The sequence below is a fragment of the Vibrio sp. V15_P4S5T153 genome (assembly GCF_963874485.1).
In the GTDB taxonomy this organism is placed as follows: domain Bacteria; phylum Pseudomonadota; class Gammaproteobacteria; order Enterobacterales; family Vibrionaceae; genus Vibrio; species Vibrio anguillarum.
Window position 1 is genome coordinate 147,512 of sequence record NZ_CAWNHR010000011.1, and the last position, 22,617, is coordinate 170,128.

21 protein-coding genes and 2 tRNA genes are annotated in these 22,617 nt (G+C 44.3%); 17 read left to right on the plus strand and 6 right to left on the minus strand.

Annotation, left to right across the window (positions count from 1 at the left end; all coding sequences use genetic code 11):
• Window positions 1-3 precede the first annotated feature (3 nt).
• Window positions 4-849, minus strand: coding sequence for an NADPH-dependent 7-cyano-7-deazaguanine reductase QueF (gene queF, locus AACT42_RS02570; protein WP_013857388.1), 846 nt, complete (start codon window positions 847-849; stop codon window positions 4-6).
• A 98-nt stretch (window positions 850-947) separates the two neighbouring features.
• Between queF and syd the strand changes: the two genes are divergently transcribed.
• Window positions 948-1,493 carry a SecY-interacting protein gene (gene syd, locus AACT42_RS02575; RefSeq protein ID WP_176429088.1) on the plus strand — a complete coding sequence of 182 codons (546 nt, stop codon included), beginning with the start codon at window positions 948-950 and terminating at the stop codon, window positions 1,491-1,493.
• Window positions 1,494-1,495: 2 nt separating this feature from the next.
• Entirely contained in the window at window positions 1,496-2,272 is a 777-nt protein-coding gene (locus AACT42_RS02580; protein ID WP_088728698.1) for a Zn-ribbon-containing protein, read from the plus strand.
• A gap of 94 nt (window positions 2,273-2,366) precedes the next feature.
• On the opposite strand, the gene AACT42_RS02585 is transcribed toward AACT42_RS02580, so the two are convergent.
• The 3 genes from AACT42_RS02585 to metN are packed head-to-tail and all read right to left on the minus strand — an operon-like array spanning window position 2,367 to window position 4,927.
• Window positions 2,367-3,176, minus strand: coding sequence for a MetQ/NlpA family lipoprotein (locus tag AACT42_RS02585; RefSeq protein WP_013857385.1), 810 nt, complete (start codon window positions 3,174-3,176; stop codon window positions 2,367-2,369).
• A gap of 49 nt (window positions 3,177-3,225) precedes the next feature.
• Window positions 3,226-3,903, minus strand: coding sequence for a methionine ABC transporter permease (locus AACT42_RS02590; protein WP_094132052.1), 678 nt, complete (start codon window positions 3,901-3,903; stop codon window positions 3,226-3,228).
• On the minus strand, window positions 3,893-4,927 hold the full coding sequence (gene metN / locus AACT42_RS02595) for a methionine ABC transporter ATP-binding protein MetN (protein WP_013857383.1): 1,035 nt from the start codon (window positions 4,925-4,927) through the stop codon (window positions 3,893-3,895). The genes AACT42_RS02590 and metN overlap by 11 nt, the downstream gene beginning before the upstream one ends.
• A gap of 197 nt (window positions 4,928-5,124) precedes the next feature.
• Between metN and gmhB the strand changes: the two genes are divergently transcribed.
• The 9 genes from gmhB (at window position 5,125) to AACT42_RS02640 (ending at window position 14,103) form a co-directional block, all read left to right on the plus strand.
• Window positions 5,125-5,676 carry a D-glycero-beta-D-manno-heptose 1,7-bisphosphate 7-phosphatase gene (gmhB, locus tag AACT42_RS02600; protein WP_013857382.1) on the plus strand — a complete coding sequence of 184 codons (552 nt, stop codon included), beginning with the start codon at window positions 5,125-5,127 and terminating at the stop codon, window positions 5,674-5,676.
• 26 nt (window positions 5,677-5,702) lie between these two features.
• A complete protein-coding gene (locus tag AACT42_RS02605) occupies window positions 5,703-6,047 on the plus strand; it encodes an MliC family protein (protein ID WP_017044208.1) in 345 nt (114 codons plus the stop codon).
• 55 nt (window positions 6,048-6,102) lie between these two features.
• Window positions 6,103-7,050, plus strand: coding sequence for a trehalose operon repressor TreR (gene treR / locus AACT42_RS02610; RefSeq protein WP_094132051.1), 948 nt, complete (start codon window positions 6,103-6,105; stop codon window positions 7,048-7,050).
• 167 nt (window positions 7,051-7,217) lie between these two features.
• Complete coding sequence (gene treB / locus AACT42_RS02615) at window positions 7,218-8,642, plus strand: PTS trehalose transporter subunit IIBC (protein WP_026027679.1); 1,425 nt, start codon at window positions 7,218-7,220, stop codon at window positions 8,640-8,642.
• Window positions 8,643-8,703: 61 nt separating this feature from the next.
• A complete protein-coding gene (treC, locus tag AACT42_RS02620) occupies window positions 8,704-10,395 on the plus strand; it encodes an alpha,alpha-phosphotrehalase (RefSeq protein WP_094132050.1) in 1,692 nt (563 codons plus the stop codon).
• A 257-nt stretch (window positions 10,396-10,652) separates the two neighbouring features.
• Window positions 10,653-11,375, plus strand: coding sequence for a winged helix-turn-helix domain-containing protein (locus AACT42_RS02625; RefSeq protein ID WP_013857376.1), 723 nt, complete (start codon window positions 10,653-10,655; stop codon window positions 11,373-11,375).
• Window positions 11,366-13,000: an ATP-binding protein gene (locus AACT42_RS02630; RefSeq protein WP_019282941.1), complete on the plus strand. Its 1,635-nt coding sequence runs from the start codon at window positions 11,366-11,368 to the stop codon at window positions 12,998-13,000. The genes AACT42_RS02625 and AACT42_RS02630 overlap by 10 nt, the downstream gene beginning before the upstream one ends.
• Before the next feature lie 76 nt (window positions 13,001-13,076).
• A complete protein-coding gene (locus AACT42_RS02635; RefSeq protein WP_047688867.1) occupies window positions 13,077-13,313 on the plus strand; it encodes a hypothetical protein in 237 nt (78 codons plus the stop codon).
• A gap of 22 nt (window positions 13,314-13,335) precedes the next feature.
• Entirely contained in the window at window positions 13,336-14,103 is a 768-nt protein-coding gene (locus AACT42_RS02640; protein WP_094132049.1) for a PKD domain-containing protein, read from the plus strand.
• Between the two features lie 99 nt (window positions 14,104-14,202).
• On the opposite strand, the gene AACT42_RS02645 is transcribed toward AACT42_RS02640, so the two are convergent.
• Window positions 14,203-14,287 (minus strand) — tRNA-Tyr (locus tag AACT42_RS02645).
• 79 nt (window positions 14,288-14,366) lie between these two features.
• Window positions 14,367-14,451, minus strand: a tRNA-Tyr gene (locus AACT42_RS02650).
• 188 nt (window positions 14,452-14,639) lie between these two features.
• Between AACT42_RS02650 and AACT42_RS02655 the strand changes: the two genes are divergently transcribed.
• From AACT42_RS02655 to vpsB, 6 genes are all read left to right on the plus strand, one after another.
• Entirely contained in the window at window positions 14,640-14,789 is a 150-nt protein-coding gene (locus tag AACT42_RS02655; RefSeq protein ID WP_176432263.1) for a hypothetical protein, read from the plus strand.
• 144 nt (window positions 14,790-14,933) lie between these two features.
• A complete protein-coding gene (locus AACT42_RS02660) occupies window positions 14,934-15,986 on the plus strand; it encodes an efflux RND transporter periplasmic adaptor subunit (protein WP_094127336.1) in 1,053 nt (350 codons plus the stop codon).
• On the plus strand, window positions 15,986-19,096 hold the full coding sequence (gene vexH, locus AACT42_RS02665) for a vibriobactin export RND transporter permease subunit VexH (RefSeq protein ID WP_094132048.1): 3,111 nt from the start codon (window positions 15,986-15,988) through the stop codon (window positions 19,094-19,096). Before AACT42_RS02660 ends, vexH begins: the two co-directional genes overlap by 1 nt.
• Before the next feature lie 305 nt (window positions 19,097-19,401).
• Entirely contained in the window at window positions 19,402-19,929 is a 528-nt protein-coding gene (locus AACT42_RS02670; protein ID WP_013857370.1) for a low molecular weight protein-tyrosine-phosphatase, read from the plus strand.
• Between the two features lie 300 nt (window positions 19,930-20,229).
• The gene (wecB, locus tag AACT42_RS02675; protein ID WP_081245367.1) at window positions 20,230-21,348 is read left to right on the plus strand and encodes a non-hydrolyzing UDP-N-acetylglucosamine 2-epimerase; all 1,119 of its coding nucleotides are present in this window, start codon (window positions 20,230-20,232) and stop codon (window positions 21,346-21,348) included.
• 17 nt (window positions 21,349-21,365) lie between these two features.
• Window positions 21,366-22,607, plus strand: coding sequence for a UDP-N-acetyl-D-mannosamine dehydrogenase VpsB (gene vpsB / locus AACT42_RS02680; RefSeq protein WP_047689523.1), 1,242 nt, complete (start codon window positions 21,366-21,368; stop codon window positions 22,605-22,607).
• Window positions 22,608-22,617 lie beyond the last annotated feature (10 nt).

Genomic DNA, 22,617 nt, shown 5'->3' on the forward strand with positions numbered 1-22,617 from the left:
TCCTTATTGACGGGCCATACGTTGGTTATGTGTTGGCCGTTCTTGTTCGGTTGAGCGAAATGGGTTGATATCCAAACCGCCGCGGCGAGTGTATCGAGCGTATACCGTTAACTGTGTCGGTTGGCAGTATTGCATAATGTCGGTGAAGATGCGCTCTACACACTGTTCGTGGAACTCATTATGTTCACGAAATGAGACGAGATAACGTAACAGTGCTTCTCGATCAATTTGTTGACCTTGATAATGAATTTCGACGCTGCCCCAGTCGGGTTGATTGGTGATTAAACAGTTCGATTTCAGTAAATGGCTGTGCAGTGTTTCATTGACTTGCTCACCACGCGCGGCACTTTTCAGTAAGCTGGCATCAAATTGGTAACTTTCAATCTCAATATCTTGTCCATCAATGCATTCACCCTGCATAGTTACAATCGCTTGGCCAGTGTAATCGGTCACCGGGTTGAGAGTGACACTGACTGGCGCGCCGGCACAGGCCGATAAATCGTTGGTTAAGCGCTGCGTTACTTCATCCCAACTGGCTATTTTGCTTTGGTTATAGCTATTGAGGTAGAGCTTAAAGGATTTAGATTCAATCAAACTAGCACTTGTCGCAGGGATAGAAACCTCGCCAATTGCCACTTGTGGTAACCCTTTTTCATTGAGCCAAGATAGCTCGTACAAAGTCCAAATGTCACAGCCTTTAAACGGTAAGCTATCCCCCAAATGCAGATCATCACGGTTTAAGCTACGAGGGACAGGTTGCAGTAAGCTTGGATCGTATTGTTTGGCGTAGTCGGTTTTTTTGCCAAGGGTTAACCCTGCCAGCGCTTTGGCATCGGAATATTTGCTCATACTTTCACGTCAATTCGATTAGAATAAGCAGAATTTTACGCAATCCTAGGGTTGCTGTCATCACACAAGGCAGCGACTCATCAATTTTGGAGCACTTCATGGCACAAACTGCCGAGCAAGCCTTACTTTCATTTACTCAACGTTATCTTGACGCTTACCAAACAAAGCATGGCGAGTCTCCTCGTAATGATGAGTTGGCTGAGTTGGATTCCCCTTGCGCAGTGATGAACGACCAAGACCGTGTGCTGTGGAAACCCGTCGTCAGATCGGTTGCAGCTGATTTTTCTAACGTAGAAGCAGCGATTGAATTGACTCTACATTCTGATATTAAAGCCTTTTATGGCGTACAGTTTTGTGCGGACATGCCAGCTAAATGGCAAGGCAACGAGCTCGCTCTATTGCAAGTGTGGAGTGAGGATGATTTTGTTCGTTTGCAGGAAAATATCCTCGGTCATTTGGTGACTCAGCGCCGACTAAAACTCAAACCAACCGTGTTTATTGGTGCAACCGATGCGGAGATGGATGTAATTTCGATCTGTAACCTTTCTGGACATGTGATTTTAGAACGTTTAGGTACCGATAAACGCGACGTGCTGGCCGAAAGTGTGGCCGAGTTTTTCGCTAATTTAGAACCTGTGGTGTAACGATGTACGTGGTTGAATTGCAGTTTGAGTGTTTTGATAACACGACTATCTCGGCGGTAGATAAAGCGATTAATGGCCTAATGGATGCTTTACGCTATAACGGTCAAGTGCTTGGGCGTGAATTCCCCATCGTGATGGGAGAGGGCGAGTTCTTTGTGCGGGTGGTTTGCCCAGAGCAAGAAAGCTTACACCCTAAGTATCATTCTGATTTTGTTAGGGTGTGCCTGAGTCGCTTGACGGAGGCTAGTTTGCTGGCTCCGAAAGCCCGTTTGTTGGGGCGCGATCTTAATTCCGAGCAAGCCGCTGATGATGTTTTGCCTAGCTGGCAGATACTTTACACCACTTATGTACACACTTGTTCTCCGCTGCGCAGTGGTGACACATTGCTGCCGATCCCTTTATATCGTAATTCTGCGACCTTAAATGGCGATCATAAAGCAGTGATCAAATGGCAAACAGAGTGGCAGGCGTGTGATGAACTTCAGATGGCGGGTGGTTGCCGAGCAGAACACGCTGCACTGCACGAGATTTGCGATGTGGACAGTGTGCTGTTTATTAGAGGATGGGATTTACGAGGACGAATTGAGTTTTTGACCCACGTCCCTACTTATTACTATCAGTATCGAGTTGGCGGCCAGAGCCTAGCGGACGAACAAGCCAGAAAATGCCCGAAATGTGGGGGAGAGTGGCTACTCGATGAACCGCTGCACGACATTTTCCATTTTAAATGCGACCCATGCCGTATTGTGTCCAATATGTCTTGGGATCATATTAAGTAAACAGGTGCGTGTTGTTGATACGAAAAAGCCGATACATCGCGTATCGGCTTTTCTGTTTTTATGGGCTTTTTTGCACAGGTAATAGGCTTATTAATTACCAGCCTTTTACTGCGCCACCGTCAAAAATTTTCGAAGCGGCTTGGTACACTTCTTCTGTTTGGTAGGCTTTAACAAAGTTAGTCACGTTTTCAGCATTCAGATTTTCTGCACGAGAAACAATGATATTGACATAAGGTGACTCTTTATCTTCAACGAACACACCATCTTTTTCAGGCGTTAGATTGATTGAGCTGGCGTAGGTCGTGTTGATGATAGAGAGCGTAACGTCGTCAAGTGAACGAGGCAGTTGCGCGGCATCTAACTCAACAATAGTGATGTTTTTTGGGTTGGCGACCACATCACGTACCGTTGCCAGTAGGCCTGCTCCGTCACGTAGAGTAATAAGGCCTTGCTGTTCTAGCAGCAGTAAAGAGCGACCAAGGTTGGTTGGATCGTTAGGTACCGCAATACGAGAGCCATCTTGAATCTCATCAACCGATTTCACTTGTTTTGAATAGCCAGCAATCGGGTAAACAAAGGTGTTACCTGCAATCGCTAATTTGTAACCGCGGTCAGCGATCTGTTGATCAAGGTATGGCTTGTGTTGGAATGCATTGATATCAATCGAACCATCATCCAGTGCCGCATTAGGGGTAACATAGTCGGTAAACGTCACGAGTTCTACATCTAGGTTGTATTTTTCTTTTGCAATTTTTGCTGCAACTTCAGCAACTTGTGCTTCAGCACCGGCAATGACACCCACTTTGATTTTATTGTTGTCGACCGCTTTTTCACCACAGCCTGCCAGCACGAGTGCTGAAGCGCTAACGGCGAGGGTAAGTAGAGCTTTAAGGCTAAATTTCATGATTAACTCCTTGTTATAAAACGAATCTGTGTTTTAACTTTATTGTGATTTAACGGTGGTCGACACGGCGGACAAACTTATCGCCAATCGATTGAATAATTTGTACTAAGACAATCAACATCACCACGGTGACCGTCATGATGCCTAAGTCGTAGCGATGAAAGCCGTAACGAATAGCGACATCGCCCAAGCCACCGCCGCCAACGGTTCCGGCCATGGCAGAGTAACTTACTAGAGTGACCATAGTGATGGTGACTGAGTTGACAATGGTTGGTAGCGCTTCAGGAAGCAACACTTTACGAATAATTTGGATCGGCGTAGCCCCCATTGACTGCGCAGCTTCGACCAAACCAGTGGGCACTTCCAGCAATGCACTTTCAATTAAACGAGCGACAAATGGAATTGCGCCAATCGTCAGCGGCACAATGGCCGCCGTGGTGCCAATAAACGTACCGACAAGCAGTTTTGTCACCGGAATAATGGCCACCATAAGCACCAAAAATGGCACAGAGCGACCAATGTTGACGATGGCACCAAGAATGCGGTTCAGCTGAGTGTTTTCGAGAAGGCCGCCTTTTTTGGTGGTATGTAAAATAACCCCTAGTGGAATACCAACCACGAAACCGACGATGCCCGCGACAGCGACCATGTAGAGTGTTTGCCAGGTTGCTATCAGTAGAAGATCGCCATTCAGGTTTAACCAAGCGGTGATGGTGTTAAAGGACATAACCAAGTACCTCTACTTTTACGTTGTTTTCGCGAAGAAATTCAAGAGCAGCCGTATCGTCCGACTCATTACCAAACAGTTCAGCGACCATCATGCCGAATTTAACGCCACCAGCGTAATCAAGGTCAGAACTTAATATACTGACATCAATATTAAATTTACGGGCAATTTGTGTCATCAAGGGAGCATCAACCGTTGCGCCTGTAAACTCTAATCGCACCAGTGGGTAGCTACCTTTTACGCGAGTGGCTTGCAGGCGAGCTTGGTAATCTTCCGGAATTGATAAATCGAGTGTTGAGCGAATAAATTGATGGGCCAAGGCGGTTTTAGGGTGAGCAAAAATCTCGCCAACTGTGCCTTTTTCAACCAGTTCACCGTCGCCAATAATGGCCACTTCGTGGCAAATACTTTTTACCACATCCATTTCGTGAGTAATTAGCAAAATGGTGATATTGAGTGTGCGGTTGATCTCTTTCAATAGCTCTAAAATCGATTGAGTCGTCGCAGGATCAAGCGCACTGGTGGCTTCGTCACACAGCAATACTTTGGGATCAGAGGCGAGTGCTCGCGCTATTGCAACACGTTGCTTTTGACCACCACTCAGATTTGCAGGATAAGTTTCGCGCTTATCCGTCAGGCCGACCAGTTGCAGCAGCTCTGACACTTTCTTTTCAATGCTATTTTTTTCGACACCAGCCAGTTCAAGTGGCAGAGCAACGTTGTCAAATACCGTACGTGATGAAAGCAAATTGAAGTGTTGAAAGATCATGCCAATGTTGCGACGAGCTTGGCTGAGTTCTGATTTGCTCAGTTGAGTTAAATCAACGCCATCAACCACAACCGAACCTGTTGTTGGAGCTTCTAGCATGTTGACACAGCGAATCAGCGTACTTTTCCCTGCACCTGACGAGCCAATTACACCAAAAATAGTGCCTTGCTTAATGTGAAGATTAATCTCTTTCAAAGCATGAATTTCCTTATTGCCTTGATAGAAAACTTTATTTACTTGATTAATTTGAATCATCGGAAAACCTGTGCAGGGATAACAGAATAAAATGTTGAACTCTCTCTCACTTGTTGGACGATGCTATGGCTTAACTTGATTTAAGTCAATAGATATTTTTACGTCTAGACGTCTAAACGCTTTGGTGAATTAGGTAGTGATGAAAAAAATAAAGCGTGTAATAATCATCATATCTGGCGTGATATGAGAGAGTTATTTTGGCTAAACCTGCAGTGTTTTTAGATCGCGATGGCGTGATCAACGTTGACCATGGCTATGTTCATGATGAGCATGATTTTGAGTTTATTGATGGTGTATTTGAAGCCACTAAGAAGTTTCAAGACATGGGGTATTTGCTGGTTTTGGTGACCAACCAATCAGGTATCGCTCGTGGGAAATTTAGTGAAGAGCGCTTTTTATCTTTAACGCAATGGATGGACTGGAATTTTGCCGATCACGGTGTCGAGTTTGATGGTATTTATTACTGCCCGCACCATGCTGAGCACGGTGAAGGTAAGTATAAAGAAGAGTGTGATTGCCGCAAACCCAAGCCTGGTATGTTTATCTCCGCACGGGACTTTCTTGATATCGATATGGAAAAATCCGTGATGATAGGCGATAAAGCTGAAGATATGATGGCTGCACAAGCCGCAGGTGTTGGTACTCGTGTGTTAGTGCGTACGGGTAAGCCAGTTACTGAGCAGGGTGAATTACTCGCCACCGTGGTACTTGATAGTATTCGCGATGTCCCTGCTTTTCTTGCACCGTAAAAATTCCCCCCTTTGTGGAAGGCAATATGAATAAATCATTTCTTTTTGTTGGATTCAGTGTTGGTTTTTTAGCAGCATGCTCACCACATTACGCGAACGATTCGCGCGTTGAAAGTGAGAACCTGTTCCAGCATTATCAATGCCGTTCTGGTGAGCATTTTGATGTTGCGTATATTGAGCAACAGTCAGCCGTTCTCCGTATTGCCGATCGCGAATATACATTAATACAAATTCCAGCCGCCTCTGGCGCAAAGTATGTGATCGACGATAGCGAGCAAACTCAGCCTCAAACCGTGCTTTTACATACGAAAGGCGATGAGGCTTTGCTCGAAGTGGGATCAACGACTTATCAAGGCTGTACCACTCAATAATTCATTTAAGATAAGCGCATGCTATCTTCCATTTTTATTTACGCTATAGGTTCGCATGAGCAGAAAACTGACTATCTTGGATATTGCAAAACTGTCTGGTGTTGGTAAATCGACGGTTTCTCGTGTATTGACGAACGACCCAAAAGTGAAGCCTGAAACACGAGCAAAAGTGGAACGCGTTATCCAAGATTCTGGGTATGTGCCACTGAAATCGGCTCAGTTAATGCGTGGTGGCAGTGAGAAAGTGATTGGCGTGATTATCTCACGCCTTGAGTCACCGTCTGAAAACCGTGCCGTGGGGCGAATGCTACAGGTGTTGTATCAAAATGGGTACGATGTGGTGATTATGGAAAGCCAGTTTGATCGCACTAAAACGAACGAGCACCTTGAGGTTTTACATAAGCGTAATGTGGATGGTGTAATTGTATTTGGTTTTACCGATCTCGATATCACACAACTCAACCTATGGGCATCGCGAGCGGTTGTGATTGCGATGGATGCCGATAAAGTCTCATCGATTAACTATGACAATTATGGTGTTATTCAAGGCGCGCTTGCTCATTTGACTTCGAAAAATCGAGTTCATATTTCCTACATTGGGGTCGATCCTAGCGATAAAACGACAGGTAAATTACGTTTAGATTCGTACTTAGATTGGTGCAAACAAAGTGGATGCACTCCCAATTATCGCACTGGACGTTTGCATCATGAAAGTGCCTACCAACTGGTTGATGAAGTGCTGAATGATCAGACTCAAGCTATCGTGTGCGCCAGTGACACTCTGGCACTTGGCGTGATTAAACGTCTCCAAGAATTGGGCCGAGATGATATCGCCGTCACTGGTGTGGGTGGTAATGAGCTGCTCTCTTTTCTTTTCCCTAATATTTATAGTATTGATCCTGGCTATGCTCAAGCGGGAGAAAAAGCAGCTAATTTATTGATTTTACAGCTTAATAATGAAATGAACCCTGCACACATCACTCAACAACCGCTAACAATCTAACTCCTTATTTCTTAAAGTGAATTACAATTAGTCTGTGATCTTATTCAATTAATGGGATTGTTCCCATTTTTACCTTTTATTATTTATGTCAATATTGCACTTGTAGGTGGGAATGTTCCCATTAAAAAGAAAAACAGACAGTATTCCAATATAGGGTGGGCAAAAGTATGGCCAAGATAGCGAAGCAAGACGTGATACGTCTTATCGAGCTGGTAGGTGGTAAAGAGAACATCGCCAGTGTGAGTCACTGTTTGACTCGTTTACGCTTTGTTTTAAATGATACCGACAAGGCGGATAAAAAAGGACTAGAACAGCTGAGCATGGTTAAAGGGTGTTTTACCAATGCTGGGCAGTTTCAAGTTGTGATTGGTACTGAGGTGGACGAAGTTTACGCCATCTTAATCGGGCTTTCAGGCAAAGAAGCCGTTTCTAAAGATGAAGCGAAGAAAGCCGCTCGCCAAAACATGAACTTTTTAGAACGTGGCATTTCGCATCTTGCGGAAATCTTTGTTCCTTTGCTGCCAGCGATCATCACCGGCGGTTTAATCCTCGGTTTTCGTAATGTCATTGGCGACATTCGCATGTTCGATGGAAAAACTTTGGTTGAAATTAGCCAATTTTGGGCCACGGTTCATTCTTTCTTATGGTTAATTGGCGAGGCTATTTTCTTCTTCCTACCGGTTGGTGTTTGTTGGTCAACGGTGAAAAAGTTGGGTGGAACACCGATACTAGGTATTACTTTGGGTGTGACTCTGGTTTCGCCTCAATTAATGAATGCTTATCTGATCGGTAAGCAGATGCCCGAAGTGTGGGATTTTGGCTTGTTTGTGATAGAGAAAGTCGGCTATCAAGCTCAGGTTATTCCTGCAATGTTGGCGGGTGTTGCTCTGGCGTTTATTGAGACAAACTTAAAGCGCATCATCCCTTCTTATCTTTACCTCGTTGTTGTGCCGTTTATCTCTATCATATTGTCCGTTATTTTGGCCCACGCTTTAATTGGTCCATTTGGTCGCGTATTGGGCGATGGCGTCGCGTTTGCGGCTAAAGCTGCAATGACTGGCGATTTTGCGGTTATCGGTTCAATGGTGTTCGGTTTCTTGTATGCGCCACTGGTCATTACCGGGATTCACCACACCACTAACGCGGTGGATCTGCAATTGATGCAAGAAATGGGTGGTACGCCAATTTGGCCACTGATTGCACTGTCAAATATTGCTCAAGCGTCTGCGGTCGTCGGTATCATCTTTATCAGCAAAAAACACGGTGAGCGGGACATCTCTGTTCCTGCGGCTATTTCGGCTTATTTGGGTGTGACAGAGCCAGCGATGTATGGTGTCAACTTAAAGTACAAGTTCCCAATGCTAAGCGCCATGATTGGTAGTGCTATTGCAGCCGCAATTTGTGGTAGTGCAGGGGTGATGGCGAATGGCATCGGTGTGGGTGGTTTACCAGGTATTCTTTCGATTCAACCACAATACTGGGGTATTTACGGCATCGCGATGCTGGTGGCGATGGCCGTCCCAATTCTGCTTACTCTGTTTTTATACAAACGAGCTCAAGCTAAAGGCGAGCTAGAGCCAGCAAGTGCATAACCTTTCATTCGAGTGGTGAGTTTTCACCACTCATTTTCATTTTGGTAAGTGAGTTGTCAATATGGTTATAACCAAGAGTGATAGTCAGTGGTGGAAAACTGCGACCATCTATCAGATTTATCCCAAAAGTTTTTGTGATAGCGGCAATAAAGGAACGGGAGATATCAAAGGGATCATCTCTAAACTGGATTACTTGCACCGCTTGGGAATTGATGCCATTTGGCTGACACCCATTTATTCATCTCCGATGGTTGATAACGGTTATGACATTTCGGATTATTACAGTGTCAATCCTCAATTCGGTAGCATGCAAGATTTTGATGAACTGCTGGCTCAAGCTCATCAAAGAGGTATCCGTATTATTATGGATATTGTGGTTAACCACACCTCAACCGAGCACGCTTGGTTTCAGTCGGCGTTGGGTGATAAATCAAGCCCGTATCGTGACTATTATATTTGGCAAGACCCGATTAATGGTCAGGCTCCAAATAATTGGCAGTCAAAGTTTGGTGGTAGTGCATGGGCGTTAGATGACGCAACAGGGCAATATTATCTGCACCTATTTGCCAAAGAGCAGGCGGATCTAAATTGGGAAAATCCTCAAGTTCGTGAGGAAGTGAAGCAAGTGATTCGTTTTTGGGCCGAAAAAGGGGTGGATGGTTTTCGTCTCGATGTGATCAATTTAATCTCAAAAGCGCAGGATTTCAGTGATGATCACCAAGGTGATGGACGCCGTTTTTATACCGATGGCCCGCGCGTGCATGAATTTTTACAAGAGATCAGCCAAGCTGTTTTTCAACAATACGGCAGCGTCACTGTGGGGGAAATGTCTTCAACAACGCTTGAACATTGCCAACAATATTCACGCTTGGACGGCAAAGAGCTGTCGATGGTGTTTAACTTCCACCATTTAAAAGTGGATTATCCGAACGGTGAAAAATGGACGAAAGCGCCATTTGATTTCTTGCAATTGAAGCAGATTTTCAACCATTGGCAAACGGGTTTAAATGGTAAAGGGTGGGGAGCACTTTTTTGGTGTAACCATGATCAACCTCGTATCGTGAGCCGTTTAGGGGATGATCAACGTTATCGCGTCGAGTCGGCAAAAATGTTGGCCGCATCGATTCATATGATGCAAGGCACGCCTTATGTTTATCAAGGTGAAGAAATTGGCATGACCAATCCCGGGTACACCTCTATTGAACAGTACCGAGATGTGGAAAGTACTAACATTTACGACATCATGGTGAACCAGCAAGGGGTAAGTCATGAAGCCATGATGGCCATTCTTGCACAAAAATCCCGTGACAATTCTCGCACGCCAATGCAGTGGAATGCAGAGCGCTTTGCTGGTTTTAGCCAAGGTAAGCCTTGGTTAGATATCGCAGAAAACTATCAAGAATTGAATGCGCAATGCGCGTTAGCTGATGAGCAATCGGTTTTCTATTTCTACCAAGAGTTGATAGCGCTGCGCAAAAAAATAGGAGTGATTACCGATGGTGATTACACCGATTTGCTACCCGATCATAAAGAGATTTTTGCCTACCAGCGACGCAACGCGAAACAGGTGCTGATCTGTATCAATAACTATTATGGCGTTGACACCGAATGTGTGTTGCCAAAAGAGTTACCGATTGAGAAAGCAAAATACCTGTTAGGTAACTATACAGATATAAAACCACTCAAAGTTTTGGAACATCAAGTGCTTCGTCCGTATGAAACACGCGTAATTTTGTTCGATTTAGTATCCTGATTGAGGCCTACCCCTATAGGTTCAGTCATTTTTCAGCCCCGAATTTTCGGGGCTTTTTTATCGACTCTGTTTATGAGTCACGGCCCAATGGCACTTTCTTCGTGCTCTTATTGATTCAACGCGGTAGGTTCGGCTGTTGATGGTTTGTTTAATATTTTAACAACACCACAACTTTGTTGCTTGGTCACAATTAGTCACACAAAGATGAAACACAATCCGCTATAGTTTGCGTTCTTAGCAAACGGATGTGAAACACAATGAACAGTACTCTCTCCCCCTCTTATCGAGTGGTTCTCGTTGAAGACGATTTAGAACTCTCGGAACTGATCAAAGATTTTCTCAACCACTATGAATTTTGTGTCTCAACGGTTGCTGATGGGATTCAAGCCGTTGATCGGATTTTGGATGAGCAACCTGATTTAGTCATTCTGGATATTATGCTACCAGGGCAAAGTGGTATGGATGTCTGCCGCGCTGTCCGAGATCAATACCACGGTATGATCTTAATGCAAACGGCGTTAGACGACGATATTGATCAGGTGATGGGGCTGGAACTGGGTGCCGATGACTATGTTGTTAAGCAGGTTAAGCCCCGTTTGTTGCTGTCACGTATTCGAGCTTTACTTCGGAGGCAAGCAAGAGGAAGTCAAAGTGACAAATACGAATTGTGTATAGGTAACTTGTGGATGAATTTACAGCATCGAGCGGTATTACTTGAGCAGCAGCCCATAAAACTCACGACCAGCGAGTTTGAGCTTTTGTATCTACTCGCCCAACATGTCGGCACCATTGTCACGAGAGATGATATCGCTCAGCATGTGCGTGGTTTTGAATATGATGGTTTAGATCGCTCAATTGATCGTCGTATATCACGCTTGCGGCGTGCGCTCGGAGATGATCCTAATGAACCTAAGTTGATAAAAACGGTTCGAGGTAAAGGATATCAGCTCTGCGCTGTATCGGAAGGGAAGTGGTCATGATTCGATCTTTTTGGGTACTCTGGGTAGCTGTGTTTCTGCCGATCTTATTACTCAGTATTCCCACGCAATTTAATCCGATCCCATATCTTAGCCGCAGTATCTCTGAAGAATTTTATAAGCCTGTCTATCAGAGTAACTTTACGTTTCTATCTGAAAAATTACGTCAAGTGCCTCAAGCTGAGTGGACAACGATTATTGATGGCTATGCTAAGCATTTCAGTTACCCACTTCGATTAGAGGCATTAGACCGTTACCACGCCTCCCCAGAAGTTTATCAAGCGTTGCAAAAAGGCGAGATCATTTTTCAAGATGGTGATCCTATGGCACTTTTGCAAAGAGTGTTGAAGAGTGACAAAGTGCTCTATTTCGCGATCAATGAACCGAGAGAGCTCGCTGCGCTTAACCAGTCCAGAGGCACATTATACCTCGCGGTAGAAGATCTCCGTAGCCAACCCCGTACTCAATGGCAAACTAGTATTGCTGAGCAAAATAGCCGAATACCTTTAGAGTTGAGTCTATTGCAAGAGCAAGATTTGTCATCCATCGAGCGAAGTAAATTGTTGGCTGATGAAGAGCAGATGACCAGTTATATCAATCAACAAGGCAGCATGATCTTATTGGCTGCGGTGGATGAGAATACGTGGTTACGCGTCGAGGACAATATTTCCTACCAAACCCAATTAAAGCTCACTACGGCTATCGGCGGTTTCTTTTTTTTAGCCATTTCTGTGGCCTTAGTTATGTGGATTTATCCTTTATGGCGAGATCTGAAACGTCTGGTAAAAACGGCGAATGAATTTGGCCAAGGAGTATTATCTCGTAGAGCGACGACATCTCGGCTGTCCGTGGTCTCTCAGCTCAGTCATTCTTTTAATAACATGGCAAATAACATCGAAAAGCTGATTGCCAGCCAAAGAACCTTAACCAACGCCGTGGCGCATGATTTACGAACACCGCTCTACCGTTTACGCTTTGCATTTGAAATGCTTGAGGATGAAGACATTGCCTTAAGCCAGAAAGAAAAATACCGCCAAGTGATTCACTCCAGTATTGAAGATCTCGATCATTTGATTAACCAGACACTTGTTTTGTCGCGCTATAACCGTATCACAGATATTCGCCATTTTTCTTATTGCCACTTTGCCGACAATTTGGTTGCAGAAGCGGAGCATTTCCAGCTTGAAAACCCGCAACTCACATTGCGTGTCAGCGTGTTGGATTCATTGCGACAGCAAACGATATTTGTCGATAATCGAGCTTTATTGCGGGCCGTTAAAAACTTGCTGAGTAATGCCGCGCGATTTGCGCAGCAAGAGATCCATCTCTCGTTGAACGAATCTGATGGGCAACTTTTTTTGGTGGTAGAAGACGATGGCCCCGGTATTGCGCCAGATGATATTGAACGTATTTTTGAGCCCTTTACTCAAGTGAATAATCAAGAGCGTAATAGTGAAAAAGGCCATGGTCTTGGGCTGGCGATTGTCAAACAGATCACTCGTTGGCATCAAGGTAAGGTTAGAGTAAAAGTAAATGGTTCAGCATTAGGGGGCGCATGTTTTGAACTGCAATGGCCGAAACAGATTTCTTTACCTAATGTGACCAAACTGGATACAAATGGTCAATAAACTGCTGACGATTTATTTGTATTGAGAATGCTACCTTGAATGGGTCGGTGAATCAGACCGCTCACAAGGAGTAAGCATGAATACCAAATTATTAGCGCTGTTTTTAAGCGGCGTATTTTTCTCATCCACCAGTGCCACTAAACCGATGGAATGGATCTCAGCCTTCAGCGATGGGGTCCGCTTAAATGACCAGCTCAGCCAAACCAATACGCAATCGAATGTGATGATGGATTACGCGCAACAAGATGCTGCAATGTATTTGGACGGTAGTGAAGTCGCCTTTCTTTCCACCAGTACCAGTTACCTCTTCTAATGCTTAATCACAGGAAAATATTATGTTTAAGTTAAACCAGTTGTTCGTGATCCTGAGTGTGCTCGCACTTATCGTGGGATGTAAAGCCGATGATTTGAAAGATGCGGATAAGCTGACTAAGCCTACGGTTAATGCTGGTGCTGATCAGATGTTAATACTGCCAGTAAATAGTATTACGTTGAGCGGAACGGCGAAATCTGAGTTATCAATATATGAAATTAAAACGAAGTCTTGGCGTCAAGTTTCTGGGCCTCAATCGCTTACCTTAATCAATGCAGATTCTCTGAAAGCAACGGCGTTTTATCCTACGATTGCTGGCACGTATATTTTTGAATTATCAGTTAAAGACAGTGGTGGAAGAAGCAACAGTGACCAAATGCAGGTGATCATTCAGGCGGCCGCGCAAAGCATGCAGCGAGCCTATATGCAGCAGGTTGATATCGTTGCTTGGCAGTATGCTGATAGGAACCAAGGCATGCTGATCTTTAGTGATTTAGATTCGGTTTCTTTAACCGAAGTGGACACTCAATTAAAGCATGCGCTGACCTCACTCAATAGCGCTGCTGAGTTTGAGCTGCATTTTACCGCCAATGCTGGGGGAAATATACAAACGGCTTTGTTGTTATTAAATGCCCTTTCTGCTCAAGGAGTTCCGATTTGTTTAAGTGAAAGTTCATCTTGCCACTCTTTGGAACAAGGGTTTTTATTGCAGACTGAACTGCCAGAGAGTATCAATTGCAGTGATGCACAAAGCTGTGTTACCGCTCTACTTCAGTATATTGAGGGTTAACTAGACTACTTAGTGACGTCAATTTATAGAGCTATGATGTAAAGAAACGAAAAAGCCAGCTCGAAAGCTGGCTTTTTATCGTTCTCAATCGAGAAAATATGGTGGAGGGGGACGGATTCGAACCATCGAAGGCGGAGCCGGCAGATTTACAGTCTGCTCCCTTTGGCCACTCGGGAACCCCTCCGGGTGTTTTCCTATTCTAAAAATAGGCTTGAATGATGTTTTCCCAACGTATCAATCAAGGTTTCTCTTACGAGAGAATATGGTGGAGGGGGACGGATTCGAACCATCGAAGGCGGAGCCGGCAGATTTACAGTCTGCTCCCTTTGGCCACTCGGGAACCCCTCCAGAGGGTTTTCATACAATGTGATTTATAGTGCTTATAACGACACTATTGGCTCACAGTATGCTTAAACAACGTTTTCCCAACGCATTGCTCAAGTGCGGAGCGCATGATAGCAAACTCGCTCTCTCTGTAAAGCCTTTTTCTTATGATTTTGAATTGAATGCTGCCTTTTTGGGCAAAGGGAGGAGGAATGGATAGTTTTGCTCTATTTATACCCTTCCCACTTGGAGCTGCAGCGGTGTTTGGCTACGTTCGCTCACCCCAATCACATAGTTTATCTATGCTCATGGGGATGAACTTACTTGCCGCCTACCTGCAACTTCAAGTTGTTTGGGTATAGCCTGTGTGACGCCTAAAAAGCAGCCGGAGGAGGCTAAGTTATGACGCACGTTACAGATATTTAATAAGATTTACACTCCTTGACGTTCGAGCGTCGTATAAGCAGTTACAATTCAATCAGTCTATTTATTGTTGAATAAAAACTATGAAAAACACGTCTATTCTTTCGTTAATGATGGTTACCTTGCTTACCACACCGTTAAGTGCGTTCGCTGCGCAAGCACCACAAGCCGTTGCGGTGGTCGCAGAGCGTGTGGCAACTCATCAAGTGTCTCAGTCTCTTTCACTGATTGGTAAATTAGAAGCTGAACGAGCAGTGGAGATCTCATCTGAAGTTTCGGGAAAGGTCAGCCATATTGCGATTAAGGCTAATCAAGAGGTCAAGAAAGGTCAGCTCTTAATTCAGCTTAATGATGATAAAGCCAAAGCCGCACTTTCAGAGGCTCAAGCCTATTTGAACGATGAACAGCGTAAGTTGAAAGAGTTTGAACGTTTGGTCAAACGGAATGCCATTACCCAAACGGAAATCGATGCGCAAAAAGCGAGTGTTGATATTGCTCAAGCACGTTTAGATGCAGCAAACGCAAATTTAAACGATCTGCGCATTAGCGCGCCATTTAATGGCACCGTTGGTTTTATTGATTTTAGTTTGGGCAAAATGGTCAGTGCAGGGACGGAATTGCTGACTTTAGATGACCTATCGGTGATGCAACTCGATATCCAAGTGCCAGAGCGTTACCTTTCGTTAATCAGTAAAGGTATGACGGTGACGGCGAAGAGTAATGCTTGGGCAAAAAACGAGTTTACCGGCAAAGTTGTGGGTATTGATTCACGCATTAACCGTGAAACCTTGAATTTGCGTGTCCGTATTCATTTCGATAACCAAGATGGCAAGCTAAAACCCGGAATGTTGCTTTCTACTAAGTTGAATTTCCCAGCGATTGAAGCGCCCATTATCCCTGTTCAAGCACTCGAATATTCAGGCACTAAACGCTATGTCTATGTGATTGATAGCAATAATAAAGTAATACGCACGGAAGTTTGGCTTGGCGCGCGGATCGACAATCAAGTGGTGATTGATAAAGGTTTAGCCATTGGCGATAAGATTGTGGTGCAAGGTATCGTGAATATGAGAAACGGCATTGTCGTTACTGAAGTCAATGTGGATGGCTCACCGATACAAAAGGATGACAAATAATGTGGTTATCCGATGTTTCAGTGAAGCGCCCTGTGGCGGCGGTGGTATTAAGCTTACTGTTGTGCGTTTTTGGTCTAGTGTCATTTTCTAAGCTTTCGGTCCGGGAAATGCCCGATATTGAAAGCCCGGTGGTTTCAATCAGTACTCGCTATGCAGGGGCTTCAGCTACCATCATTGAAAGCCAAATCACTTCTGTATTGGAAGATCAACTGGCAGGCATTAGCGGGATTGATGAAATTGAATCTACCACGCGTAATGGCATGTCACGGATTACCGTTACATTTGAACTGGGTTACGATCTCAATACTGGTGTGAGCGATATCCGCGACGCCGTTGCGAGAGCACAGCGCTCATTACCCGATGAAGCAGATGATCCAACCGTATTCAAAAATAATGGCTCTGGTGAAGCTTCTTTGTACATTAATCTCAGTTCTTCAGAGATGGATCGAACCCAACTGACCGATTATATCGAACGAGCTTTGATTGACCGTTTTAGTTTAATCTCTGGCGTCAGTTCTGTGGATGTGTCTGGTGGTCTTTATAAGGTGATGTATGTCAAGCTCAAGCCGAATCTGATGGCTGGGCGTGGTGTCACGACTTCTGATATATCAAGTGCATTGCGCAGTGAAAATATTGAAAGCCCGGGCGGGGAAGTGCGTAACGATTCGACAGTAATGTCGGTGCGTACCGACCGAGCGTACAAAACGGCTCAAGATTTTGACTATTTGGTGGTTAAGCGCGCAAGTGACAATTCGCCGATTTACTTAAAAGATGTCGCGGATGTCTTCATCGGCGCTGAGAACGAAAACTCAACCTTCAAAAGCGACGGTGTGGTTAATGTGAGCATGGGCATTGTGCCACAGTCAGATGCTAACCCCTTGGATGTGGCGCAGCGTGTCCATCAAGAAGTCGATAATATTCAGCAGTTTCTACCCAAAGGAACGCGCTTGGCCATTGACTACGACTCGACCGTCTTTATTGATCGCTCAATTTCGGAAGTGTATAGCACACTGTTTATCACGGGTGGTTTAGTAATTTTGGTACTGTACATTTTTATCGGCCAAGTTCGGGCAACGCTAATCCCAGCCGTTACTGTGCCAGTATCATTGATCTCTTCTTTTATTGCCGCTTACTATTTCGGATTCTCCATTAACCTTATCACCTTGATGGCGCTGATTCTTTCCATCGGTTTGGTTGTTGATGATGCGATTGTGGTGGTGGAAAATATATTTCATCACATAGAACAGGGAGAGAAGCCACTGCTGGCGGCTTATAAAGGGACGCGCGAAGTCGGCTTTGCCGTGATTGCCACCACATTGGTATTAGTGATGGTCTTTTTACCGATCTCTTTTATGGACGGTATGGTCGGCCTGTTGTTCACCGAGTTCTCTGTACTTTTGGCCATGTCGGTTCTCTTTTCATCGCTAATAGCGTTAACTTTAACGCCCGTTCTCGGTAGCAAGATTTTAAAGGTCAATGTCAAACCAAACCGTTTTAATCGTTTTGTTGATCGTGTTTTTGGCCGTTTAGAAGCGGGTTACAAATCCTCTTTACGTTTTGCTATCCGTTGGAAATGGGCTGCACCGCTCGTCATCCTTGCATGCGTTGGTGGCAGTTATTTTCTGATGCAGAAAGTGCCTTCTCAGCTCACGCCTTCAGAAGATCGCGGCGTTATTTTTGCCTTTGTGCGCGGAGCGGATGCGACCAGTTATAATCGGATGTCGGCCAATATGGATCTTGTTGAGCAGCGGTTAATGCCCTTGGTTGGCAAAGGTTTTCTCAAGTCGTTTAGTATTCAATCGCCCGCGTTCGGTGGGCAAGCGGGTGATCAGACGGGGTTTGTTATCATGATTTTGGATGACTGGAACGAACGAAGCATCACCGCTCAACAAGCATTAGGGCAGGTCAAAAAAACGCTAACGGGAATTCCCGATGTACGAGTTATGCCCTTTATGCCCGGCTTTCGTGGTGGCTCTAACGAGCCTGTTCAGTTTGTGTTAGGTGGGTCAGACTATCCTGAACTCAAAAAATGGGCTGAATTGTTAAAAACGGAAGCTGAAAATTCCCCCTTTATGGAAGGAGCTGACACCAATTATTCCGAAAAGACACCTGAACTGGTGGTGACGATTGATAGGCAGCGTGCCGCGGAATTGGGGATCAGTGTCGCGGATATTTCAGATACGTTAGAAGTGATGCTCGGCGGGAAGAGTGAAACCAGCTTTGTTGAGCGTGGCGAAGAGTATGATGTTTATCTCCGTGGGGACGAAAATAGCTTCAATAACGCCTCCGATTTAAGCCAGATCTACATGAGAACCGCATCCGGTGAGCTTGTTACACTGGATGCACTTGCGAAAGTGGAAGAAGTGGCATCATCAATCCGCTTGTCTCATTACAATAAGCAAAAGGCGATCACGGTTACTGCAAATTTATCGGCTGGTTACACGTTGGGCGAAGCGCTTGATTTTCTGGATCAGAAAGCCATTGAAACGCTACCTAGTGATATTTCCATTAGTTACTCAGGTGAGTCAAAAGATTTTAAAGAAAACCAATCGAGTGTAGCCATTGTATTTGCGTTAGCGCTGCTTGTCGCTTATTTGGTACTAGCCGCCCAATTTGAAAGTTTTATCAACCCGTTAGTGGTGATGTTGACGGTGCCGATGGGTGTGTTTGGCGGCTTTCTTGGTCTATCAATTATGGGACAAGGTATCAACATCTATAGCCAGATTGGGATGATTATGCTGATCGGTATGGTGACCAAAAATGGCATTTTGATCGTTGAATTTGCCAACCAGCTGCGTGACCGAGGGGTTGAGTTTGAAAAAGCAATTATTGATGCTTCAGCAAGGCGCTTACGGCCAATCATGATGACCGCCTTTACTACTTTAGCAGGTTCCATCCCATTAATTATCTCGACAGGAGCAGGCTATGAAAGCCGAGTTGCGGTGGGTACGGTGATTTTCTTCGGTATGGGTTTTGCCACTTTAGTTACTCTGTTTGTTATCCCTGCTATGTATCGTTTGGTCTCGGCATCAACACGCTCTCCAGGTCATGTTGAAGCTGAACTTAATCAAGAACTGCTGCATGATGTTAAAACCAGAAGTGTTCACTGATTAACGTATCAAGAGCCTGCGCCCTGCAGGCTCTTCTTTGTTCACCGTTCACACCTATTCCATTCACCGTTATCTATGCTCATTAGATGAAATCACATGCGGCCGGCTTATCACATCAAGTTATTTGAACATACAAGCGAGATATCAAATGGTTAATGCCATTTTCGATAATCCATCAAAATAGCCAGTTCATTTTTCCTATTTAAATCTTAGGTATTAATTATAGATAGACTCAATTTTGAGACACCCATTGCAATGCGCCTTGCGATACTCTATCCACCTCTTTAATACAGAGACAAAATGAAGTGAATGCATCAGTAATGGCCATGGAAAATAAAAAACTCTCTATCCTCATCGTATGCATGGGAAATATATGCCGTTCACCGCTTTCTGAAGCTGTTTTGAGCCAAAAAGCGCAACAACATGGAATTAATTTATTTGTTGAAAGCGCTGGTACTGTGAATTATCAAGTGGGCCGAAAACCAGATCCCAAAGCGATATCTGTCGCTGAGCAGCGTGGCTATTCAATGTCAAATTTAAGAGCAAGGCAGGTTTGTTCTGAGGATTTCGAAAAATTTGATCTTATTTTTGCCTTAGATAAAGCCAACTTAGCGGATCTGATTGACATTTGTCCTGCTAAACATAAAGAGAAACTTTCACTGTTTCTATCGCATAGCCACATCGGTGTCACGGAAGTCCCTGATCCTTACAAAGGAAATATTCATATGTTTGAACGGGTTTTGGAACTGATAGAGAGCGGGGCCCAAGGGATCATCGAACATATATCTAAACAATATCAATTAAAGGAAAGTGCAATGAAACTTTGTGTGTAGCACATAGAAAGTTTTATATGACTTTTTGATTACCCACCCCAAAAAACAAAGCAACAGTTTGGCAATTAATTTCTACTCATAGTTTGTAAGTAGGTGATTAAATATGGGTGGTTAATAAGTTTTCTCTTATATACATAAAGCAAAAAAATGTGAAGAAAATGCGCATTCTAGAGGCGACATCTAGTGGCGGTAGCGTATTTAACCGTTGCTATTCACCATTTTTATCTGCTTTTTTGAAGAAATAGCGTTGAACAGTTTGTTCTTAACAGTCGTTTAGTTTAGCCCAAGGAAATAAATAAAGTGAAAAAAATACTCATTGCGTTTGGTACACGACCTGAAGCAATTAAAATGGCGCCTCTAGTTCATCAGCTTAAACAAGATAACCGCTTCGACACAAAAGTATGCGTCACTGGCCAGCACAGGGAAATGCTTGACCAGGTTTTAGAGTTGTTTGAAGTGGTGCCTGATTTTGATCTTAATATCATGGAACCAGGGCAAACACTGACGACAGTAACGACTAAAATCTTGAACGGTATGGAAACGGTTCTAAAAGACTTTCAACCAAACATCGTCTTAGTTCATGGCGATACCGCTACAACGTTTGCGACTTCACTTGCTTGTTATTATCAGCAAATTGCAGTCGGCCACGTTGAGGCTGGATTACGCACCGGCAATATTTATTCCCCTTGGCCTGAAGAAGCGAACCGCAAGCTTACGGGTGCATTGACTCACTACCATTTCGCACCAACGGCAACATCTCAACAAAATTTATTGGATGAAAATTATTGCCTCGAGAACATCCATATTACTGGGAATACCGTCATTGACGCCTTGTTTATGATCCGTAACAAGATTCATAACGAGCAAGATCTCAATGCTACGCTGGCACACCAGTTTCCGATGCTTGATAACAATAAAAAACTCATTCTTGTTACAGGCCACCGTCGTGAAAGTTTTGGTGATGGATTTGAGCGTATTTGTGAAGCCTTATCCATCACAGCAAAGCGCCACCCTGACTGTCAAATTCTTTATCCGGTACATCTTAATCCGAATGTTCAAGAGCCCGTCAATCGTCTTTTAAAAGGCATTGAAAACATTTTCTTAGTGGATCCACAACAGTATTTGCCCTTTGTCTATTTGATGGACAGAGCACACATCATTTTAACCGATTCCGGTGGTATTCAAGAAGAGGCACCGTCGCTAGGGAAGCCTGTATTAGTGATGAGAGACACCACCGAACGACCTGAAGCGGTAAGCGCGGGTACGGTCAAGCTGGTTGGGACTAACACACAACTGATTTGTGAAGAGTTAGACCGGTTGCTTAGTGATGAGCGCGCTTACCAACTCATGAGTCAAGCACACAATCCATACGGTGATGGCAAAGCCTGTCAACGTATCGCCGACATTCTAGCAAGATAAGATTTAAGGAAAATAAGATGTTTAATAAAGTTTCTGTGATTGGTTTAGGGTATATCGGCCTGCCAACGGCTGCCGTTATAGCCTCGCGTGGTATTGAAGTGATTGGCGTAGATGTCAATCAACACGCTGTCGATACAATCAACAAAGGTGAAATTCACATTGTCGAACCGGATTTAGATATCGTAGTTCGAAGTGCAGTGATGACTGGCAAACTAAAAGCAACTGTGACAGCTGAACCAGCTGATGCTTTCTTAGTGGCGGTACCCACACCATTTAAAGGTGATAATCACGAGCCTGATCTTAGCTATATAGAAGCCGCGGCCAAAGCGATTGCACCAGTTCTGGAAAAAGGCAACTTGGTGGTATTGGAAAGTACTTCCCCTGTCGGTGCGACAGAAAAGCTTTCCGCATGGCTAGCAGAGGCTCGTCCTGATTTAACTTTCCCACAGCACAAAGGTGACACGGCTGACATTAAGGTAGCGCATTGCCCAGAGCGAGTTTTACCGGGTTATGTACTACAAGAGTTGGTCAGTAATGACCGAGTGATTGGTGGCATGAGTAAATCGTGTAGCGAGAAAGCGATGGCTCTGTATAAAACCTTTGTTAAAGGCGAATGCATCATCAGCAACTCTCGTACGGCGGAGATGGCGAAATTAACAGAAAATTCCTTTCGCGACGTCAATATTGCATTCGCGAACGAACTTTCCCTTATTTGTGAGAAATTAAAAATCAATGTTTGGGAATTAATTAAATTGGCCAACCGCCACCCTCGGGTCAACATATTAAATCCAGGACCAGGTGTTGGCGGGCACTGTATTGCAGTTGACCCTTGGTTTATTGTTAACAGCTGCCCAGAAGAAGCAAAACTGATTGCTGCTGCTCGCTATGTTAATGATGGTAAACCACACTGGGTCGTTGATCAGGTAAAACAAGCCGCAGATCAGTTCAAAAAACCAGTTATTGCTTGCTTAGGTTTGGCCTTTAAAGCTGATATTGATGATTTACGTGAAAGCCCAGCTTTAGACATCACTTTGCATTTAGCACAAGACAATATTGGACAAATTCTAGCGGTAGAGCCAAATATCCACCAATTACCGGGTAAGTTAACAGAACATGATGTTGAGCTAGTCTCGTTAGAGCGTGCTTTAGAGTTAGCCAATATCGTTGTGGTGCTGGTTGATCACCGAGATTTTAAAGAAGCAGATAAAACGGCGTTTGCCAAGAAAGTCGTGATTGATACTCGTGGTGTGGTTGCTTGAGTTCACCTAA